Here is a 16,587-nt window from a genome sequence, read left to right as displayed (position 1 = left end):
CCTGCATCAGGCTTCCTCCGTGTCGCCGGTCTGTGCCGGCATCGATAGCATTACTTCAAACGTCGCGTCGCGCCGCGCCCAATGCACGCCCGCTTCGTGGCCATACGCGCCGGCCAGTCGCAGGCGCACATTTTCCAGGCCCACGCCGTTGCCGCGCGCCGGCCCTTGATCCGCATCGACGGGGTTGCGCACGGCGATCTGCAGCAGGCTGCCCGCGCGCCCGACCTCGATGGCGATCAGGCCGCCCTCCGTCAAACCACAGATACCATGCTTGACGGCATTTTCCACGAGCGGCTGTATCAGCATGGGCGGCAGCAGACACACGAGCGCGGCGTCATCGATGCTTTCCGCCACTTGCAGGCGTGCGCCGAAACGCACCTGTTCGATGGCGAGAAAGTGGCGGATCAGCACCAGTTCCTCTTGCACGGTGATGTGCTTGTGCGCTTCCAGGCTCAGGCTCTGGCGAAAGAAACTGGCCAGTTGCACCGTCATCTGGCGCGCGCCCGCCGCATCGATAGACGTCAGAGCGCTGATGGAGTTCAGGCTGTTGAACAGGAAATGGGGATCGATCTGCGTGCGCAGCATGCGCAGTTGCGCTTCCTGCGCCATCAGCTGCGCTTCCAGGCCCCGCTGCTCGGCCATCCTGGCGCGCACGAATTCCAGCAGCAGGTAATGCACGGCGGCGGCCAGACAATACAGCAGCGCGCCCAGGCCGAAGAACAGGACCAGCAGCGATGGCGTCAGGTTCACGCCCAGCCAGTGCTGCTCCACCAACAGGCTGACGCTGTTCAAAAATTGCAGCAGGGTCGCCCACAGCAAGCCCGCGAACAGGGCCGCCACGCCCATCACGCCGGCTATCGAGAACGGATGGCGGGCATGCAAGGGATAGGCGCGGCACAGGTAAAACGCGGAAAAACCCGAGCCGATCGCATACACGAGCGTGGCGGGCGCCACCAGCAGCACGGCATTGAGCCAGGGCGCGTGCGCCACCCTGGCCAGGATGGCGGCCAGGATCAGGCCCAGCGCGATGCAGACCAGCAACACCACCACGGCGCCGCGCCGCTTCGACAAGGGGCCGGACATGCGCGCCTAGTTGCGGATTTCCAGGCCGCCCATGATGGCGTAGCCCGTCACGTACAAACGCTTGTTCTGGTTCGGCGGGACGATGGTCTTTTCTTCGAAACCGCCAAGGATGGGCGTGCCCTGCAGCACGACGCTCCAGTCGGGCGGAATCTTGATGGTGACGCCGCCGCACAGCGCAAATACGTTGAGCACGGCTTCGCCTTCGATCGAGGCCTGGCGCAAGTCGATTTCGCAGCCGGCCATGATGACGTTGATGTCGCCGCCCCTGAAGCGCTGCGACGACACGCGCCGCACGTAGCCGCCCAGGATGGCCGTCACTTCGATGATGCTGTCGTCATCCGCCTGGCCGCTGGCGCCGGGTGCTGCAGTGGCGTCGGCCGGTTCCTTGTCGAGCGATACGGCGCCATTCCTGGGCTGGCCGAAGGAATCGGGCGCGGCGCTGCCATCGGGCGGCACGGCAAAGTGCCGGCGGCGCTGGCGCTGCTGTCCGCCGGGCAGGGATTTCGACACGACGGCCACACCGGCGGCAATGATGAGCAGCGGCCACAGCATGCTCCAGTTGATGTAGAACAATCCCATGGCTTTCAGGGTCCAGCTCAGGCCCAGCAAGACCATCACGCCGCCGACGATGTAGCCGGAGCGGGAATGGCTTTGCGATATTTTCAGCAAGCCGAAAATGATGAGGATGGTCGGCCAGAAGCGGAAGGTATAGCGCACATTGATGAAGCCGAGGTTGTCGAGCAGGAACAGCAGCCCCAGGCCGATGACGATGACGCCCAGCACGATCTGCGATGGCGAGTGCGGCGGCGGTCTATTTTTCATGCTCGGACTCCCGGTAGGCAATAAAATGTTTGTTCAACAGCGGTTCCAGCACGAGGCCCATGCCCCAGGCAATCAGCAAGGCTGGCCAGCTATTGTAGAAATTCAAGTTCCACAGTTCTTCATACGATACGTACCACCAGGCGGCAAAGAAGATCAGCCACAGGCCGCTCAGTACCTGCTTGGCGGACACGGGCGTGAGCAGCTTGTTCAGGCCGAAGACGACCAGTATCACTGGCCAATAATGCCATAGTGCATAGTAATCATGGAGATAGATCACATCGAGCCGGTCCAGCAGGATAATGGCGCCGATGGCGATCAGCAGCATGCCCCACAGCAGCTGGGTACGGCGGTAATACGCTGGTTCAGGTTTCACGGTCACCCCTTGAAGTTGGTTGATCGTAAAGATACGCGGATTTCGGGCGCGCGAAAACACCGCTTCGGCGAATGGCGGACAGGTGGCGGTGAATGGCGCGGCGGCAGAAAAAACAGGCAAAAAGACAGGCAAAAAAAAAGACCGGCTAGGCCGGCCTTGAAGGGGTTCGCAGTATACACCGCGACCTGGAGTGGCAGTGCACGGCCGCAGAGCGCAAGCGCGCCGGCGGCGGAAATCTGGTGCCGATCCTCGAGGCGACCGGCTGACCTGCTGGAAGATCGAACATGCCGCCAACTTCACGGCAGTGCGTCTCAACCAAGCAAAGCCATCATACTCCCGATCGCAAAACAGCACCGTTCGCTAGCGCACACTGATGCGGTTTTGCTGAGCTGCATCAACCGGCGACGGCGTGCGGCGGCTTGAGCATATCGTTCTCGATCCATGCCAGCACGGACGGACCCTGCGGCTGCCAGTCCAGCAGCTTGCGCGCCCGCTCGCCGCGTACGCGGCTGTTGGAACCGAGGCCGTAGGACGCCATCTCGTAGCCCCATTCGGCAATGGCTTCCGGCAACGGCCAGTCCTGTGCTGGCCCCATATCCAGTGCCTTGGCGATGGCGGCCGTCATGTCGCGGAAAACCGCTTCGCCCGATTCGACGAAATAAAAGGTACCGGCGGGCGATTTTTCCAGCGCCAGCAAATACAGGCTGACGACGTCGCCGATATGCACGTTGGACCAGATGTTACGGCCCGGACCCACGTGGCGCACGATGCCGCTCTTGCGCGCCTGTTTCAATAAGCGGGGCAATTGCACGCTGTCGCGCGGCAAGGCGCCGTGGCCGTAGATCAGGGTGTTGCAGAGCACGCTCGCGCGCACGCCCTTGCCCGCGCTGGCCAGTACCAGATCATCGATGGCGACCCGGGCCGCCTTGTCGGCCGTCGGTGCCGGCAGCTTGTCTTCAAAATAAATCTGTTCCGTGCCCTCGCCGCCCGACGCGTCGCCCACGATGGACGAGCCGCTCGTGTGCAAAAACACTTTATTGGTGCCGGCCAGCGCTTCAAGGATCGCTTCGACGGCACCCCGGTGGTCGCTGCTGGCCGCATTGATGACGGCGTCCGCCGCCTTCGCCTGCTCGATGATGAGCTCGCGGTCGTTCAAATCGCCGTGCACGCCCAACACGCCGATGGTGGCCAGCTCGGCCACCTGCTCGGGTTTGCGCACGAGCCCCGTCACCTGATGGCCGGCCCGCACGAGGCCCGCCGCGATGGAACTGCCGATGAAACCTGCCGCGCCCGTCAAGAAAATCTTCATGCTTTACTCCTGTCTGGTTAGATTGCTGTCAATCACACCAGCCCAGTATGCCCGCTTTCGTCTTTCGCAAAAAGCCGCCACGCGGCAAAAGATCTATGACTTCGGCGCAACAATCTTCTGCTTGAGCTGCAGGGCGGCGATGTAGCGGCTCCGGTAGGCGGGGTCTTCCGGCGTCAGCAAGGTGAGCCTGTCGCGCGCGCGCGTGGCGGCCACATAGAAACGGTTTTCTTCTTCCAGCAGGTCGGTCTTGCTGCGCGGGAATTCATCGACGGCCAGGTAGGGCAAGATCACGTGGCTGTATTCGAGGCCCTTGATCTGGTCGATGCAGGCGATGAGCAGTTTGGCCTTGCCGGTCGAGACCGTCACCGCTTCTTCCATCTCGCCCAGCCAGCCCGCAAAGCCGCCCAGCGCCACGCCCGCTTCGCTGCACACGGCGATAAAACCGTGCAGGGAGCGGGCCACGACCCGCGCTTGGGCCGGGTCGACGTAGATGCGGCGCGCCGTCTGTTCCAGCTGCATCAGACCAAAGATGTACCGCAGCGCGTCGCCTGCCAGCGCATCGGGAGGCAGCGCGCGCAGGTAATCGACGGCGGCCAGGGTCAGCGCCGCCTTGTCCTGATTTTGCGACTTGGCCAGCTGGTTCGTCAAGAAACCTTCCAGCAAGTCGGGATAATTGGCCACGTCGGCCTTGGCTTGCTGCAGCTCCGCGCGCGTAAAAGGGATTTCCGCGAACGCCACCAGGGCTTCGAGGATCTCGCCGCGGCGCGGGCCGCTCTTGATCGCATGCAAATCCTTGCGGGCGATGGCAACCATGCCGCGCAGCATCAGCACTTCCAGGCTCAACAGATAGCTGTTCATGTCCACCAGGCCATATGCGATGCCGCTCTGGAACAGCGCCGTTTCCACGCGGATAGCCTGGTCGCGGTCGCGCAGCAAGATGGCCGTCGTGCCCGCATGCGCGTGTTCGAGCGCGGCGATCAGCTGCGCGCTGCACGCCTGCGGCTGCGCGTGGTCGTACTCGAGCAGCTCGATGTGGGTGGCGCGCGACAGGGCCGACACGCTGGCCTTGTTTTTCAGCACGCCCACGGCCTGCGCCAGCTGCGGGCCGTAGCGGTAGGATGCCGTCAGCGGCAAGCGCTGCAAGGTGGGGAATTCCTGCTCGAAGCGCTGGCGCAGGAAGCGGTGGTCGGCGCCCGACCACGTGTAGATAACTTGATCCTTGTCGCCGGCGCCGCAGAAAAACGCGTTGCCGCGGCGTATCAGCATGGTCAGCAAGCGGAACGACGCTTCATTCAAATCGTGCAATTCATCGGCCACGATGATCTGGAAGGCCGGCAATTGCTGGCGTAGCGGCTCGTCGCCATCGAGCATGCGCACGAGGTCGTAGGTGGCGTCGAATGGCGCGCGGAACTGGATGTCGCCCGTGTCGGCGCCGCGCAAGCCTTCGTATTCGCGCAGCCACAGATAATGCGTGCGCGACATGCCCAGCATTTCCAGGTTGTCGTCCAGGGAATTGCTCTCGAAGTCAGGATTCTGGAAATCCAGACGCGCCTTGGTGCGCAGCTGCAATTTCAAAAACTCGGCAATGGCCCCGTTCGTCGTATTGATTTCCAGCGGATAGCGGTGAGCGTACTTTTCCGACACCACTTCCAGCGCTTCCCAGGCTACCGGGCGCAGCTCTTCATCGCTGCGCATGGCTGCCACCTGCATGTTTTCCAGCTGCAGCAGCACCTTGGCGGCAAAGGCGTCGAAGGTGTCGATGGTCAGGCGCTTGACGACACCGAGCGGCACGCCCACTTCCAGCAGGCGCTGGCGCAGGGCCACGCGCGCCGCTTCCGTGAACACGAGGGCCAGCATGCGTTCGGGCGCGCGGCCCCGGTGCAAGGCTTCGGCCAGGCGCAGGGCCAGGGTCGTCGTCTTGGCCGCGCCGGCATTGGCGTCGATCAACACCACCTTCTTTTGCGCCGTCTGGATGGCCACCTGTTCCGGCGTGGGCGTGATACGTTTGGGAATGAACTGCGGGGCGTTATCTGTACTCAAGGGTATCCTGAAATGATGTCTGTTCTCGGCGCGCTACCAGGCGCAGGTGCGCAGGCCGGCAAAGATGTCGCCCCGTTCGGGCGCATGGAAGGCGCGCATGCGGGCCGAATGCAGGCGTGGCGGCGTGGCGAAGGCGGCGCCGCGCAGCACCTGGTGCTGCATGAAATACGGCGCCGAATATTCGCGCCAGGCATCAGCCGCAAAGCCCGGATATGGTTCAAACGGCGTCGCCGTCCACTCCCACACCTGGCCCCAGTGGAAGCGCGGATGGGCGGACAGCGCAGCATACTCCCATTCCGCCTCGGTCGCCAGGCGGCGCCCCGCCCAGGCGCAGTACGCCTGCGCTTCATACAGATTGATGTGGCGCACGGCTTCATTCGGCGGCAAGGTCGTGCGCTCGCCGAAACGCATGGTGCGCCACTGTGTTGCTTCGCGCAGCCAGTACAGGGGCGACGAGCGCTCCTGCTGCATCAGCCAGGCGCTGCCGGCCGCACTCCAGAACTGGCGGTTCTGGTAGCCGCCGTCGGCGACAAAATCGGCAAACTGGGCGTTCGATACGGCGCAGGCATCGATGGAAAATGGCGGCACGTAGCAGGCATAAGGCGGCGATTCATTGTCGAAGGCAAACCCGGCCCCGCGCGGCGAGCCCAGTTCGATGGTGCCGCCTGGAAAAGCGATCTCGCCCGCCCCCGGCGGCAAAGCCGGGCTGGCCGCCAGCGATTCCGGCGCTTCCAGGCCCAGCCATTGCAAACCGGCCAGCATTTCCTCGCCACACAAGTCTTCATGCGCCAAGGCCAGCCGGTACGGCGCCAGGGCGCTGTCGACATTGGCTTCGCGCGACAGTTTATCGAGCACCCGGTCGAGCACTTCGCGGCAATACGTCTTCACGGCGCCCGGACTGGGCAATTCCAGCTTCCAGCGCGCGCGGTGCTCCACCATGTTGGCGTCGAACAAGTCATCGCCGCGCGTCAGCAGCGAGTTATAAATGGCGTCGGCCGGATGGCTGGAAGCGGCTTCGCGCAGGATGAACCACTCGGCAAACCAGGCAATATGCGCGAGTTGCCACAAGGGTGGATTGAGGCGCGGATGACGGGGCATGCCGGCCACCACGTCCAGGCCGGCAGTAACGTAACAGTCGAACAGCGATAAAGTATCGTGGCGCGCAGCCTGCAGCGACTGGGCCAGTTGTTGCGCACCGGCGTGGCGAAAAGAGGCGTTGATTAAAGTCATGGCCTGATTGTAACGACTTATGCCAACCTTGCACCAGTCGCCGGGGAAACAAGGGGGAAACTAGCGTCCCCTGTGGCCTACTTGACCAGCAATTCGCCCTGCAGCGGCGTGACGACGGACTTGGGCATGCTGACGATAAAGCTGCTGCCCTTGTCCGCCACGGACTGGATGGCCAGGGTACCGCCGTGGCGCAGCAGCACGTGCTTGACGATGGCCAGGCCCAGGCCCGTGCCCTGGGTTTCGCGCGAACGGCTCTTGTCGACGCGGTAAAAACGTTCCGTCAGGCGCGAAATATGTTCCTGGCTGATGCCGATGCCCGTATCTTGCGCGATGAATTGCGGTCCCGCCGGACCATCCTGCCAGCGCAGGGTGATGGTGCCGCCCGCCGGCGTGTAGCGCACGGCGTTCGACGCCAGATTGCCGAAGGCGCTGTACAGCTCGTCGTAACTGCCCAGCACGTCGGGACCGTCGCATTCCATGGTCACTTCATGCTTGCCGGCTGACAAGCCCTTGGCATCGCGCAAGACTTGCTGCATCAGTTTCTTGATATCCACGGGCTCGGGGCGCAGCGGGTAGTCGACCGATTCCAGGCGCGACAATGTCAGCATGTCCTCGATCAGATGCTGCATGCGATGGCCCTGCTCCGTCATCAGCTTGAGGTGGGAGGCGCGCGTGGTGGCGTCCAGATCCAGCTCGGCGGAAGCGATTTCCAGGAAGCCGACGATGACCGTCAGCGGCGTGCGCAGTTCGTGCGACGCGTTGGCGATGAAGTCGCGGCGCATCATTTCGATGCGTTCCGTCTCCGTCACGTCGTGCGTGACGAGGATCTGGCGGCGGTTCTCGAATGGAATGATTTGCACGATCAGCTTGCGGTTGCGGAAGGTGATCGTCAGCGGCTGGTCGTAGCGGCCCAGGATGATGTAATCCATGAACTCGGGACTGCGGATCAGGTTGGTCACGCGCATGCCCTTGTCGCGCTCGTGCGTGAGACCCAGGTGTTTCTCGGCGGCCGGATTGCACCATTCGAGGAACAGCACGTCGTCCATGATGACGACGCCGTCGGGCAACAGGTGCATGGCCTGGCGGAAACGCGCCAGCCATTCCGTCAGCTCGGCCTGGTTTTTCTCGTCGTCGCGGCGCATGCGGTACAGGCGCGCGAAGATGCTGGTCCAGGCGCCCCAGCCGTCGGGCAGCTTGGCGCTTTGCGGATTGTCCAGCCAGTTACTCAGCTGGAACAGATACGACAGCTGCACGAACACCATCATGGCCATCAGCACGAAGGCGATGCCCAGCGCATACGTGGCGCCAAACAGATACCAGACGACGGCCACGCCCAGCAGCGCCAGCACCATGCGCAAGGCGGCCGGTACCCAGAACAGCAATTTCGGATTCATAGAGTCAAACTTTACTTTTCAGACAACATGTAGCCGACGCTGCGCACCGTCTTGATCAGGCTTTCCGCCTCTTTCAAGGCCTTGCGCAAGCGCAATACGTGGACATCGACCGTGCGTTCCTCGATCACCACATGGTCGCCCCACACCTTGTCGAGCAGCTGGCTGCGCGAAAACACGCGCTCCGGATGGGCCAGCAGGAATTTCAGCAGCTTGTATTCGGCATGGCCGATATCGATCTTCTGTTCATCCATCATCACCGTGCAGCTGACGGGGTCCAGCGCCACGTTGCCGGCGCGCATGGGCGCCTGCGCGTGTTCCGGACTCTTGCGTCGCAAAAGAGCCTTGGCGCGGGCCAGCAGTTCGCGCGGCGAGAACGGCTTGGTGACGTAATCGTCGGCCCCGCTGTTCAGGCCGGCCAGCTTGTCTTCTTCCATGCTCTTGGCGGTGAGCATGATGACGGGGATGGCGGCGAAATTGCGGTCGGCGCGGATGCGCGACAGCAGGCGCAAACCTGTTTGATCCGGCAACATCCAGTCCAGCAGGATCAGGTGCGGCGTGCGGTGCTGGATGAATTCCCAGGCATCGGCGACGTTTTGTACGGAACAGCAATTCCAGCCGGATTCGCGCAGCGAATAGGTCACCAGTTCAACGATGGCCGGCTCATCTTCAACAATCAATACCGTGGTTTTATCAGATGCCATAAAGCTTACTCAGGGAGCTCCTCGGAAATGGCGGGAGCAGCCACCTTGGTGTGGCGGATGTCCTTGCCTTCAACCACGTAAATCACGTATTCGGCGATATTTTTCGCATGGTCGCCGATCCGTTCGATGGCCTTGGCCACCCACAGGGTGTCGAGCGCCGCCGAAATCGTACGCGGGTCTTCCATCATAAAGGTAATCAGGTTGCGCATGATAGACCGAAACTCGTGGTCGATGATGGCATCTTGCGCAATTAATTGTAATGCCTGTTTGCCATCGTTGCGCGCGAATGCGTCGAGCGCGTCGTGCAGCATATCGGTGGCCGTATTGGCAATGCCGCGCACCATCTCGTAGTGATTGACGACGCCGTTGCCGCGCTTGTGCAGATTCTTCGCCACGCGGGCGATTTTCGTCGCCTCGTCGCCAACGCGCTCGAGGTCGGTGATCACCTTGATGGTGGCCATGATGGTGCGCAAATCGTTGGCGGCCGGCTGGCGGCGCACGATCAGATGGCTGCAGGCGTCGTCGAGCGACACTTCGAGCTGGTTGACGACGTCGTCTTCGCGCATCACGCGGTCGGCGCGCTCGGCATTGCCGATGCGGAAACACGTCATCGCGTCGAGGAACTGGGTTTCAACGATGCCGCCCATCAGGAGCACTTTCGAGCGGATCGCTTCGAGTTCGTTGTCGTATTGCTTGGATGAATGTTCGCCTATCATGCTGTCTCTCCGTATTCAGTTGTTGTGTATGCGCGGGGCGGATCAGCCGAAGCGGCCCGTGATGTAATCCTGCGTTTCCTTGCGGGCCGGATTCATGAAGATCTGGTCCGTTTCGCCGAATTCCACCAGCTCGCCCAAATACATATAGGCCGTATAGTCGGAGCAGCGCGCCGCCTGTTGCATATTGTGCGTCACGATGGCGATCGTGTAATCCTGTTTCAGTTCGCTGATCAGTTCTTCCACTTTCGAGGTCGAGATCGGGTCCAGCGCCGAGGTCGGCTCATCGAGCAGCAAGACGTCAGGCTTGACGGCCACGCCGCGCGCGATGCACAAACGCTGCTGCTGGCCGCCCGACAGCGACAGGCCGCTCTTGGTCAGCTTGTCCTTGACTTCGCCCCACAGCGCGGCCTTTTTCAGGGCCCACTCGACGCGCTCGTCCATCTCGCCCTTCGACAGGTCTTCATACAGGCGCACGCCGAAGGCGATGTTGTCGTAGACGGACATGGGGAACGGCGTCGGCTTCTGGAACACCATGCCGACCTTGGCGCGCAGCATGTTGACGTCCTGGTCCGCGTCAAGCACGTTGCGGCCGCGGTACAGGATCGAGCCTTCCGCGCGCTGGCCAGGGTACAGGTCGTACATGCGGTTCAGCGTGCGCAGCAGGGTCGACTTGCCGCAACCGGACGGGCCGATGAAGGCCGTGACCTTCTTCTCGTGGATGTCCAGATTGACGTTATGCAAGCTTTGCGTTTTGCCGTAAAAAAAGTTCAGGCCCGAAATCTCGATGGTTTTTTTCTTTGGTGCCAGGTCTTGTGCTGGATTCATTTGCGTATTCATATGGGTTCGCTTCGCTCGGTATCTGTTTAATTAGGGACTTTTTGGCTGAACACGGTGCGCGACAGGATATTCAAGGCCAGCACGCTGAAGGTGATCAGCAGTGCGCCGCCCCAGGCCAGCGAGCGCCAGTTGTCGTACGGGCTCATCGCAAACGATGCGATGACGGACGGCAAGTTGGCCATCGGCGCATTCATGTTGAAGCTCTGGAACTGGTTATTCAGGGCCGTGAACAGCAGCGGTGCCGTTTCGCCGGCGATGCGGGCCAATGCCAGCAGTACGCCGGTGATGACGCCAGCCTTGACGGCGCGCAAGCGCACCAGGGTGGCGACTTTCCAGCGCGGCGCGCCGAGGGCAAACGCGGCTTCCAGCAGGCTGTTCGGTACCAAACGCAGCATATTGTCCGTCGTGCGCACAACCACGGGCACGGCGATCAGCGACAGCGCGATGGCGCCCGCGTAACCGGAGAAGTGTTTCACATGCGCCACGTACAGCGCATACACGAACAGGCCGATGACGATCGATGGCGCCGACAGCATGATGTCCGTCACGAAACGCGTCACTTGCGCCAGCTTGTTTTCTTCGCCGTATTCGGCCAGGTAGATGCCGGCCAGGATGCCGATCGGGGTGCTGACGACAGTGGCCAGGCCCACCATCAGGGCGCTGCCGACGATGGCATTGATCAAGCCGCCGCCTTCGCTGCCGGGCGCGGGCGTCGTTTGCGTGAACAGGTCGATGGACAAGGCGCCGAAACCCTTGATCACCAGGGTGAACAGAATCCACACGAGCACGGCCAGGCCCAGGGCCATGGCGGCCACCGACAGGGCGATGCCGACACGGTGCATCAGCAAACGCTTGCGGTAGACGGGGTTCATGGCCGGCTTGGCCGGAACGTCGAGAGTGCTTACTTGGCTCATTTCGTGCCTTCCTTGCGGGACATGCCAGCCAGCATCAGCTTGGCGGCGGATAAGACGATAAAGGTGATGACGAACAGGATCAGGGCCAGCGAGAACAGCGAGGATACGTGCAGCGCCGATTGCGCTTCGCCGAATTCATTCGCCAGCAAGGAGGTGATGCTGTTACCGGCGGCAAACAGCGACCACGACAGTTTATTCGCATTGCCGATGACGAAGGTCACGGCCATGGTTTCGCCCAGCGCGCGGCCCAGGCCCAGCATGACGCCGCCGACGACGCCGGTCTTGGTGTATGGCAAGACGATCTTGCGCACCACTTCCCAGCGCGTGCAGCCCAGGCCGTACGCGGATTCCTTCAGCACGGCAGGAACGATCTCGAACACGTCGCGCATCACGGAAGCGATGAAGGGGATGATCATGATGGCCAGCACCAGGCCGGCCGTCAGCAAGCCGATGCCCATCATGGGGCCGCTGAACAGCTGGCCGATGACGGGCACATTGCCCAAGGTGGCTTTCAGCAGGGGCTGGACGTGGTCGGCAAACAGGGGCGCGAATACGAACAGGCCCCAGATGCCGTAGATGATCGATGGCACGCCGGCCAGCAGCTCGACAGCCGTGCCCAGCGGGCGGCGCAGCCAGGCCGGGCAGATTTCCGTGAGGAACAGGGCGATGCCGAAGCTGACGGGAAAAGCGATCAGCAAGGCGATGATCGACGTCACCAGGGTGCCGATGATGGGGATCAGGGCGCCGTACTGGTCATTGACGGGGTCCCATTCCGCGGACACGATGAAATGCAGGCCGAAGGTCTTGAAGGCCGGTATCGATTCCATGATCAGCGAAATGATGATGCCGACCAGGACGATCAGCACCGACAGGGCGAACAGCATCGTCACCTTGTGGAACATGAAATCCTGGAAGCGCTGCTTGCGCATGGTGGAAAGCATTTGCGCGTGACTGATGGAATCGGTCATGGTGCCGCCTGGCATGGGGATCGTGGAGGAGGTAGATTGTGCGCTCATAGTGTGCCATATGGGTGGTACTGCAGGTACTGCTATTTTTATCGTGCTCTTTTAGCCGGGAACGCCTGCAAGGGCTTGCGGGCGGTCCTGGCTAACTCCCTGCCCCGCCGTGCTGCTGGCGGGCCAAGGATGTCAGGTACTTACATGGTCAAGCTATCGAATTAATAGATGGCTTTGCCCGATGCATCTTTCAGATTGGCTTTCCACGATTCCTGCACCAGTTTCACGACCGATGCCGGCATTGGCACGTAGTCCAGTTCAACGGCAGCGGCGCCACCGTTTTTGTAGGCCCAGTCGAAGAATTTCAGGACTTCTTTGGCCTTGGCTGCGTCAGCCTGGACTTTGTGCATCAGGATGAACGACACGCCGGTGATAGGCCAGCTGTTCTTGCCAGCCTGGTCGGTCAGGACCACGCCGAAGCCTGGGGTTTGCGTCCAAGGTGCCGAGGCGGCTGCTGCCTTGAAGTTTTCGTCGTCAGGTTGCAGGAAGTTGCCGTCCTTGTTTTGCAGCTGGGTGTGCGACATCTTGTTTTTCTTGGCGTAAGCCCACTCGACGTAGCCGATCGAACCCTTGATACGCTGCACGTTGGCGGCGACGCCTTCGTTACCCTTGCCACCCACGCCCACGGCCCATTTCACAGCCGAGCCAGCACCGATTTTCGATTTGAATTCCGGGTTGGTTTTCGACAGGAAGTCGGTGAACAGGAACGAGGTGCCCGAACCGTCGGCGCGGTGCACCACGGTGATTTCCGAGTCAGGCAGCTTGACGCCACTGTTCAGTGCGGCGATTTCAGGCGCGCTCCACTTGGTGATCTTGCCCAGGTAGATGTCGGCAACGACTTTACCCGTCATTTTCAGCTGGCCTGGGGCCACGCCGTCCAGGTTGACGATGGTGACCACGCCGCCCATGATGGCCGGGAACTGCATCAGGCCCGCTTCTTCCAGCTCTTCCGCCTTCAAAGGCATGTCCGAAGCGCCGAATTCAACAGTCTTGGCCTTGATTTGCTTGATGCCAGCGCCGGAACCGACGGACTGGTAGTTCAGGCCATTGCCCGTGTTGGCTTTGTAGGTCTCAGCCCATTTGGCGTAGATCGGGTACGGGAAGGTTGCACCAGCACCTATCATATCTGCCGCCATGACGGAAGCGGAAGAAAATGCCATCGCTGCCGAAGCACCCACGACGATAAATTTGAACATTTGCTTCATTTGCATATCAAGTCCTCAGGGTTGTTAGGGCTCAAAGTCCCGGTTGAATGCTGCGCAGTCTAGCAAGCGAATATGACAGCTTTATGACATGGGTAAAAAATCCTGAAATAATTGCCTACGCCCCGGGAAATGCCATTTTCGGCGCGAAAAATGACAGCGCGGGCGACGCTTTATGACAGCTTATGTCACGCTTACGTCATATTTCATGATTACACTCACAACGCGTCATACATGATGAAATACGGCTAGAATTAACTATCTGCAAAGACAAAAGAATATGAAACCTGAACTGCACACGGAAGTGACCAAATCGGGCATCCTGCTTGACCGCGAGCTGTCGCAACTGACTTTCAACCGGCGCGTGATGGCCCAGGCGGAAGACCCGAACATTCCGCTGCTCGAGCGCCTGCGCTACCTGTGCATCGTCAGCAGCAATATGGATGAGTTCTTCGAAGTGCGCGTGGCCAGCCTCTTGGCGGCCGGCAGCATCGGCGGTTCGCTGGCCGGCCACCCTGCCCTGGCGGCCAACCTGGAGCGCATCGGCAAGGAATGCCATGCGCTGGTGGAACGCCAGTACGAGATATTAAATAGCGAGGTCTTGCCGGCCCTGCGCGAAGCGGGCGTGCATTTGCTGCGCGACAGCGACCGCAACGAGGCGCAGCGCGCGTGGGTCAAGCAGTATTTCGACCGCGAAGTACGCCCCCTGCTCACGCCCATCGGCCTCGACCCGGCCCACCCGTTCCCGCAAGTAGTCAATAAAAGCCTCAATTTCATCGTCTCGCTGAGCGGCAAGGATGCGTTCGGGCGCGGCACGGCGATCGCCATCGTCAAGGCGCCACGCGTCTTGCCGCGTGTCATCAAGTTGCCGGACGAGATTTCCGGCGATGGCGTGTCCTTCTGTTTATTGTCGTCCGTCATCCATGCGCACATTTCCGACCTGTTCGCCGGGCGCGAAGTGATTGCCTATTCGCAATTCCGCGTCACGCGCGACAGCGACCTGTGGGTGGACGAGGATGAAGTCAAGAATCTGCGCCAAGCCCTGAAAGGCGAGCTGGTCGGCCGCCAGTTCGGCACTTCCGTACGCCTGGAAGTGGCGCGCAATTGCCCGCCAGAATTGTCGCAATTCCTGCTCGACCAGTTCAGCCTGGATCAAAGCCGGCTGTACCGTGTCAACGGCCCCGTGAACCTCGTGCGCCTGTCGGAAATGATCGACCACGTCAAGCAGCCCGAGCTGCGCTTCCCGCCGTTCTTCCCCGGCCTCGCACACAAAGCCATCGGCAACGACATCTTTGCCGCGCTGAGCAAGCACGACATCCTGCTGCACCACCCATACCAGTCGTTCCAGACGGTGATCGACTTCATCCGCAGCGCCGCCTACGATCCCGCCGTCGTCGCCATCAAGCAGACGATCTACCGCACGGGCATGAACTCGGACCTGATGGAGTCGCTGATCACGGCGGCCAAGATGGGCAAGGAAGTGACCGTCATCGTTGAATTGATGGCGCGTTTCGACGAAGAAGCCAATATCAACTGGGCCGACAAGCTGGAACAGGCGGGCGCACAGGTCGTGTACGGCGTCGTGGGATTGAAAACCCATGCCAAGGTGGCGCTCGTCATCCGCCGCGAAGAAGGCGCGCTGCGCTTCTATGCCCACTTGGGCACCGGCAACTATCACCCGACGACCACCAAGCTCTACACGGACTTCGGTTTGCTGACGGCCAATCAGGACCTGGCCGTCGAAGTCAATGAAGTCTTCATCCACCTGACGAGCCTGACCAAGCCGCACAACCTGAACCACTTGTGGCTGGCGCCGTTCGGCCTGCAAAGCGAGATCATCAAGGCCATCCGCAACGAGGCGAAGATCGCCCGTTCGGGCCGGCGCGGGCGCATCATCGTGAAAGTCAACGCGCTGGTCGACGAATCCGTGATCCGCGCCCTGTATGCGGCCTCGACCGATGGAGTGAAGATCGACCTGATCGTGCGCGGCGCCTGCACCCTGAAGCCGGGCGTGCCTGGCCTGTCGGAAAACATCAAGGTGCGCTCCGTGATCGGCCGTTTCCTCGAACACAGCCGCATCTATTACTTCCGCAACGACCTGGCGCACGATGTCTACCTGGCCAGCGCCGACTGGATGAGCCGCAACCTGTTCCGCCGTGTGGAAGTGGCGTTCCCCGTGCTTGACCGGGCGCTGAAACGGCGCGTGATCGCCGAGGGCTTGAATCCGTATTTGAAGGATAATACAAATGCATGGGAACTGGAGCCGACCGGCCATTACGCACGCCGCAAGCCGCGCGGCAAGCAAACGCCGTTCAGCGCCCAGCAATATCTGATGCACACACTGGGCACGCCGGGCGCGGAGGTCGGCGAATAGGCAATTCAACACAGAGGAGTACAGCATGGATCTCATCTTGTGGCGACACGCAGAAGCCGAGCCGGGCGTCCCCGACCTCGAACGCGCCCTGACCGTCAAAGGCCAGAAACAGGCGCGCCGCATGGGGGAATGGCTGGCCTCGCAACTACCGGAAAATTGCCGTATCCTCGTCAGCCCCGCCCTGCGCACCCTGCAAACGGCGGAGGCGCTGGGGCGCAAGTTCAAGCTGATGCCGGAACTGGCGCCCGGCGCCGAGGCGGAAGACATCCTCAAGGTGGCCAACTGGCCCGGCGGCAAGGAAACCGTGCTCATCGTCGGTCACCAGCCCACCCTGGGCCAGGCGGCCGCCCTGCTGTTGACGGGCGAGGAACAGGAATGGGAAATGCGCAAGGCCAGCGCGTGGTGGTTTTCACAGCGCGAGCCAGGCGACCCCGTCAGCGTTTATTTGAAGGCCGTGATGGCCCATGATCTGGTGGTGAAATAAGCCACGGGGTCAGACCCGCCGGGGGAATGCGTCCCAATGGGACGCATTCCGATCACGCAGTGACAGACCCCAGATTGAAATGCGCAAAAAGT

15 protein-coding genes are annotated in these 16,587 nt (G+C 61.6%); 2 read left to right on the top strand and 13 right to left on the bottom strand.

What is annotated here, in order from left to right:
- Window positions 1–6: 6 nt before the first annotated feature.
- From ACQ4WO_RS12955 to pstS, 13 genes are all read right to left on the bottom strand, one after another.
- Window positions 7–1,083: a sensor histidine kinase gene (locus ACQ4WO_RS12955; RefSeq protein WP_436481786.1), complete on the bottom strand. Its 1,077-nt coding sequence runs from the start codon at window positions 1,081–1,083 to the stop codon at window positions 7–9.
- A gap of 6 nt (window positions 1,084–1,089) precedes the next feature.
- Window positions 1,090–1,905 (bottom strand): LiaI-LiaF-like domain-containing protein, encoded by an 816-nt coding sequence (locus tag ACQ4WO_RS12950; protein WP_436481785.1) that lies wholly within the window; start codon window positions 1,903–1,905, stop codon window positions 1,090–1,092.
- Window positions 1,895–2,278, bottom strand: a complete 384-nt coding sequence (locus ACQ4WO_RS12945; RefSeq protein WP_436481784.1) for a LiaF transmembrane domain-containing protein — start codon at window positions 2,276–2,278, stop codon at window positions 1,895–1,897. Before ACQ4WO_RS12945 ends, ACQ4WO_RS12950 begins: the two co-directional genes overlap by 11 nt.
- 394 nt (window positions 2,279–2,672) lie before the next feature.
- A complete protein-coding gene (locus ACQ4WO_RS12940) occupies window positions 2,673–3,587 on the bottom strand; it encodes an NAD-dependent epimerase/dehydratase family protein (protein WP_436481783.1) in 915 nt (304 codons plus the stop codon).
- A 93-nt stretch (window positions 3,588–3,680) separates the two neighbouring features.
- Window positions 3,681–5,627, bottom strand: coding sequence for a UvrD-helicase domain-containing protein (locus ACQ4WO_RS12935; protein ID WP_436481782.1), 1,947 nt, complete (start codon window positions 5,625–5,627; stop codon window positions 3,681–3,683).
- A 33-nt stretch (window positions 5,628–5,660) separates the two neighbouring features.
- Window positions 5,661–6,857 (bottom strand): selenoneine synthase SenA, encoded by a 1,197-nt coding sequence (gene senA, locus ACQ4WO_RS12930; RefSeq protein WP_436481781.1) that lies wholly within the window; start codon window positions 6,855–6,857, stop codon window positions 5,661–5,663.
- Between the two features lie 77 nt (window positions 6,858–6,934).
- Window positions 6,935–8,251 (bottom strand): phosphate regulon sensor histidine kinase PhoR, encoded by a 1,317-nt coding sequence (gene phoR / locus ACQ4WO_RS12925; protein ID WP_034755076.1) that lies wholly within the window; start codon window positions 8,249–8,251, stop codon window positions 6,935–6,937.
- Between the two features lie 11 nt (window positions 8,252–8,262).
- Window positions 8,263–8,952, bottom strand: a complete 690-nt coding sequence (locus ACQ4WO_RS12920) for a response regulator (protein WP_034755074.1) — start codon at window positions 8,950–8,952, stop codon at window positions 8,263–8,265.
- 5 nt (window positions 8,953–8,957) lie between these two features.
- Window positions 8,958–9,668: a phosphate signaling complex protein PhoU gene (gene phoU / locus ACQ4WO_RS12915; protein WP_034755071.1), complete on the bottom strand. Its 711-nt coding sequence runs from the start codon at window positions 9,666–9,668 to the stop codon at window positions 8,958–8,960.
- Window positions 9,669–9,710: 42 nt separating this feature from the next.
- Window positions 9,711–10,493, bottom strand: coding sequence for a phosphate ABC transporter ATP-binding protein PstB (gene pstB / locus ACQ4WO_RS12910; protein WP_373631409.1), 783 nt, complete (start codon window positions 10,491–10,493; stop codon window positions 9,711–9,713).
- Between the two features lie 38 nt (window positions 10,494–10,531).
- A complete protein-coding gene (gene pstA / locus ACQ4WO_RS12905; RefSeq protein ID WP_139091291.1) occupies window positions 10,532–11,419 on the bottom strand; it encodes a phosphate ABC transporter permease PstA in 888 nt (295 codons plus the stop codon).
- On the bottom strand, window positions 11,416–12,387 hold the full coding sequence (pstC, locus tag ACQ4WO_RS12900) for a phosphate ABC transporter permease subunit PstC (protein WP_436481780.1): 972 nt from the start codon (window positions 12,385–12,387) through the stop codon (window positions 11,416–11,418). The genes pstA and pstC overlap by 4 nt, the downstream gene beginning before the upstream one ends.
- A gap of 209 nt (window positions 12,388–12,596) precedes the next feature.
- Window positions 12,597–13,646 (bottom strand): phosphate ABC transporter substrate-binding protein PstS, encoded by a 1,050-nt coding sequence (gene pstS, locus ACQ4WO_RS12895; protein ID WP_436481779.1) that lies wholly within the window; start codon window positions 13,644–13,646, stop codon window positions 12,597–12,599.
- Between the two features lie 271 nt (window positions 13,647–13,917).
- Between pstS and ppk1 the strand changes: the two genes are divergently transcribed.
- Together ppk1 and sixA are read left to right on the top strand one after the other, a co-directional pair.
- Entirely contained in the window at window positions 13,918–16,011 is a 2,094-nt protein-coding gene (ppk1, locus tag ACQ4WO_RS12890; protein ID WP_436481778.1) for a polyphosphate kinase 1, read from the top strand.
- Between the two features lie 25 nt (window positions 16,012–16,036).
- Window positions 16,037–16,495 (top strand): phosphohistidine phosphatase SixA, encoded by a 459-nt coding sequence (gene sixA / locus ACQ4WO_RS12885; RefSeq protein ID WP_436481777.1) that lies wholly within the window; start codon window positions 16,037–16,039, stop codon window positions 16,493–16,495.
- Window positions 16,496–16,587 lie beyond the last annotated feature (92 nt).

The sequence above is a fragment of the Janthinobacterium aestuarii genome (genome assembly GCF_051380835.1).
In the GTDB taxonomy this organism is placed as follows: Bacteria; Pseudomonadota; Gammaproteobacteria; order Burkholderiales; family Burkholderiaceae_D; genus Janthinobacterium; species Janthinobacterium aestuarii.
The sequence above is the reverse complement of the archived record's forward strand: the minus strand, read 5'-3'. Positions and strand labels throughout refer to the sequence as shown.

What these genes read in the sequence shown, in the direction of transcription:
- ACQ4WO_RS12955 (WP_436481786.1), bottom strand. Translation starts at nt 1,083, where the DNA reads ATGTCCGGCCCCTTGTCGAAGCGGCGCGGCGCCGTGGTGGTGTTGCTG.
- ACQ4WO_RS12950 (WP_436481785.1), bottom strand. Translation starts at nt 1,905, where the DNA reads ATGAAAAATAGACCGCCGCCGCACTCGCCATCGCAGATCGTGCTGGGC.
- ACQ4WO_RS12940 (WP_436481783.1), bottom strand. Translation starts at nt 3,587, where the DNA reads ATGAAGATTTTCTTGACGGGCGCGGCAGGTTTCATCGGCAGTTCCATC.
- senA (WP_436481781.1), bottom strand. Translation starts at nt 6,857, where the DNA reads ATGACTTTAATCAACGCCTCTTTTCGCCACGCCGGTGCGCAACAACTG.
- phoR (WP_034755076.1), bottom strand. Translation starts at nt 8,251, where the DNA reads ATGAATCCGAAATTGCTGTTCTGGGTACCGGCCGCCTTGCGCATGGTG.
- ACQ4WO_RS12920 (WP_034755074.1), bottom strand. Translation starts at nt 8,952, where the DNA reads ATGGCATCTGATAAAACCACGGTATTGATTGTTGAAGATGAGCCGGCC.
- phoU (WP_034755071.1), bottom strand. Translation starts at nt 9,668, where the DNA reads ATGATAGGCGAACATTCATCCAAGCAATACGACAACGAACTCGAAGCG.
- pstB (WP_373631409.1), bottom strand. Translation starts at nt 10,493, where the DNA reads ATGAATCCAGCACAAGACCTGGCACCAAAGAAAAAAACCATCGAGATT.
- pstA (WP_139091291.1), bottom strand. Translation starts at nt 11,419, where the DNA reads ATGAGCCAAGTAAGCACTCTCGACGTTCCGGCCAAGCCGGCCATGAAC.
- pstC (WP_436481780.1), bottom strand. Translation starts at nt 12,387, where the DNA reads ATGACCGATTCCATCAGTCACGCGCAAATGCTTTCCACCATGCGCAAG.
- pstS (WP_436481779.1), bottom strand. Translation starts at nt 13,646, where the DNA reads ATGCAAATGAAGCAAATGTTCAAATTTATCGTCGTGGGTGCTTCGGCA.
- ppk1 (WP_436481778.1), top strand. Translation starts at nt 13,918, where the DNA reads ATGAAACCTGAACTGCACACGGAAGTGACCAAATCGGGCATCCTGCTT.
- sixA (WP_436481777.1), top strand. Translation starts at nt 16,037, where the DNA reads ATGGATCTCATCTTGTGGCGACACGCAGAAGCCGAGCCGGGCGTCCCC.